A 2873-nucleotide genomic window follows, 5' to 3' on the forward strand; every position below is an offset into this window, starting at 1 on the left:
GACTTCGTGAACAAGCCCGACGACATCCGGGCCGCGTTCGAGCCGTACTTCGCAGGCGCGACCCTGGAGACCGAGACCGACCCGTACGTCGTCGCCCACCTCGCCGCCAAGCTCGCCCAAGCCGKGATCTACACCGCCGACCAGGTACGGGACGTCGCCGAGCTGTGGGTGAAGCGGAAAGGCAACAACGCGCTCTCGGCCGCGATCGCCCCGGCGAAGCACGAGTTCGCGGCCCGCTACGCCGCGGCGATCGAGGCCGATGACAAGGTCACGCTCAGCACCCTTGACCTGTTCCGCCAGGACGTCTCCACCTACGTCCGGCTCTACGATTTCATGAGCCAGATCGTCGACTACGGCGACCCGCACCTGGAGATGCTCTCCATCTTCCTGCGTCTCCTGGAGAAGGTCATCGCCGACTCCTCGTGGGCTGCCGAGGTCGACCTCTCCGATGTCGTCCTGGTCGGGGTCAAGCACGAGAAGCGGGTCGCCGTCGATATCTCGCTGACCGGCGACGGAGAGCTCAAGGGAATCAGCGCCGCCGGAACCGGYACCCGCAAGGAGCCCAAGTACGTCGCGCTCCAGGTCGTTATCGACAAGATGAACGACCTCTTCGGCGCCGAGTCCTTCACCGAGTCCCAGATCCGCGAGTTCGTCAACGGCCTAGTCCAGCGACTCCTCGCCTACCCCGACCTCGTCAGGCAGACCCAGGTCAACTCGAAGAAGCAGTTCATGGACTCCGACGACTTCAAAACCATCGTCACCGAGGCCGTCCTCGACAACCAGGAAGCCCACAACACCATGGCCGACTACTTCTTCAGCGACGGCCCGGGAATCAACGGCGTCATCCTTGCTCTCGCGGACGCCTTCTACGAGGTCGCCACTTCGCAGGAGACTGACTGACAGAATGTTCGGCCGGGGATGGTGTCGGTCTTGGGAAGTCTTTGCCTTGGCGGGTAGCAGCCGCCTGCTGAATAGGCGCGCACGCGACCAGGGCACATCTACAGTCGAGGCTGAGTTCATTGTAAAGATCCTACTCTCGGCGTTCAGTGCGCAGTCGCGGGGACGCGGCCACGCGGCAGGTCAGGCGAATGCAAAAGTGAAGAAGACCGTTTTGATCGGCGGATTGTGCGCAGCACGGACGGAATTCCTGTAGATGGGGTGCGGCGCTCTGCAACGAATCCAGTGCTCTGAAGGACGACCGGAGGAATTGTGCGACTGCATTCGATCTATGCCCGTTTCTACCGCTCCTTGAACTACGACTTCCTCCGCGCCTCGGCTGATGACTACGCGCCGGATCCCTGGGACGGCACGCCGGAGGGCGACTATCCGTTCGTCCGCATAAAGCTGCGTCCGGACATCACCACCGTGGTCGGTGGCAATGAATCTGGGAAGACTCAGGTGCTGCGCGTGATCGAAGCAGCGCTGACCGGTGGCGGATACGACCGAAGTGATTTCTGTAGGTATTCTCGGTTCTTCGGTGTGGACCAGGCGATTACCAAGCCAGAGTTCKGGGCGCTGTTCACCGACGTCAGCCAAGACGACCTGAGGGCCGTTGAGCAAATGTCGTCGCTAAGCGGACTGTCGGACGTGGACCGCATCGCGATCTTCCGAATGAACGAGACGCCGCAGCTGCGGGTCTACGCCCGTCATGGCGGAAGCTGGTCGGGTTCCTCTCACGTCAAGGCGCCGAAGGTGCTCTCGGCTTTGGGCATGCCGCGGCCGTTTCGTATCGATGCGGACGTGCCGTTGCCCGACAGCGTGCCCCTCGACTACATCGTAGGCGGCAAGCCGGTCGCCTCGGTCGGCCGGGAATTCCTGCGCCGGGTGTGGGACGCAGTCATCGAACGTCGCAGTTGGTTCGACGACGCCTCCACCGTGGCCAACAATGCGAGCGAGATCTCCGGACTGTTCCGGCCTCTTCGTGAGGCGACGGCCGAGGAGCTGAGTGCGTACAAGCTAGCCGCTGACCTGCTGTTGGATGTTGCAGGTCTAGGTCGGGAGCTTTTCGCCGAGTTGCAGACTGCCGTCAAAACGAAGAACGGCTACGCCAATAGTATTGTCGACACCATCAACGCCGAGCTCGCCAAAGCACTCAACTTCCCGCATTGGTGGTCGCAGGACTCCAAATTTGAGCTGTTCGTGTCCCTGTACGAATACGATCTCGTCTTCATGATCCGCGATCGCACTGGTCGGACCTACGGATTCGACGAACGCAGCGACGGCCTTAAGTACTTCCTCAGCTACTTCGTGCAGTACCTGGCCCACCAAGCCCCGGGGGACGGCGCCCAGGAGATTCTGCTGATGGATGAACCTGACCGTTACCTGTCCTCGGCCGGGCAGCAGGATCTCCTGCGCATCTTCGAGGATTTCGCTCGACCTCAGGACATCGCTCGCTCGCCCGTGCAGGTCGTCTACGTAACCCACTCTCCCTTCTTGATTGACAAGAACGAAGCGGATCGCATCCGCGTGCTGGAGAAAGGTGAACATGACGAAGGGACGCGGGTCGTCACCAGCGCGGCGGCTAACCACTACGAACCGCTTCGCTCGGCCTTTGGTAGCTTCGTCRCCGAAACCACTTTCATCGGCAACTGCAACCTCATCGTTGAAGGGCCTTCCGACCAGGTTCTGCTCGCCGGGGCATCCCGGTGGCTGGCCGGACGCGGTGCCGCCGCCCGAGAACGCCTCGACCTCAACAAGATCACGATCGTGCCCGCCGGCGGCACACCACACGTGCCCTACCTCGTGTATCTCGCCCGAGGGCGCGACGTCGAGAAGCCCCCAGTCATCGTGCTACTCGACAATGACAAGGCCGGCGACGAGGCCCGTAACCCTCTGTGTCAGTCTCGGGTGAGACATCCGCTGGGTGCGGGTTG

Annotated in this window: 1 protein-coding gene and 1 pseudogene; both read left to right on the forward strand. The window is 62.1% G+C overall.

Going from position 1 to position 2873, the window contains the following annotated elements; genetic code table 11:
* Positions 1 to 900, forward strand: a pseudogene (locus BL254_RS24665) (type I restriction endonuclease subunit R); the annotation flags it as partial.
* A 309-nt stretch (positions 901 to 1209) separates the two neighbouring features.
* The coding region (locus BL254_RS24670; protein ID WP_175648487.1) for an AAA family ATPase at positions 1210 to 2873 on the forward strand (1664 nt) is incomplete at its 3' end.

The organism is Protofrankia sp. BMG5.30, assembly GCF_001983005.1.
Lineage (GTDB): Bacteria > Actinomycetota > Actinomycetes > Frankiales > Frankiaceae > Protofrankia > Protofrankia coriariae.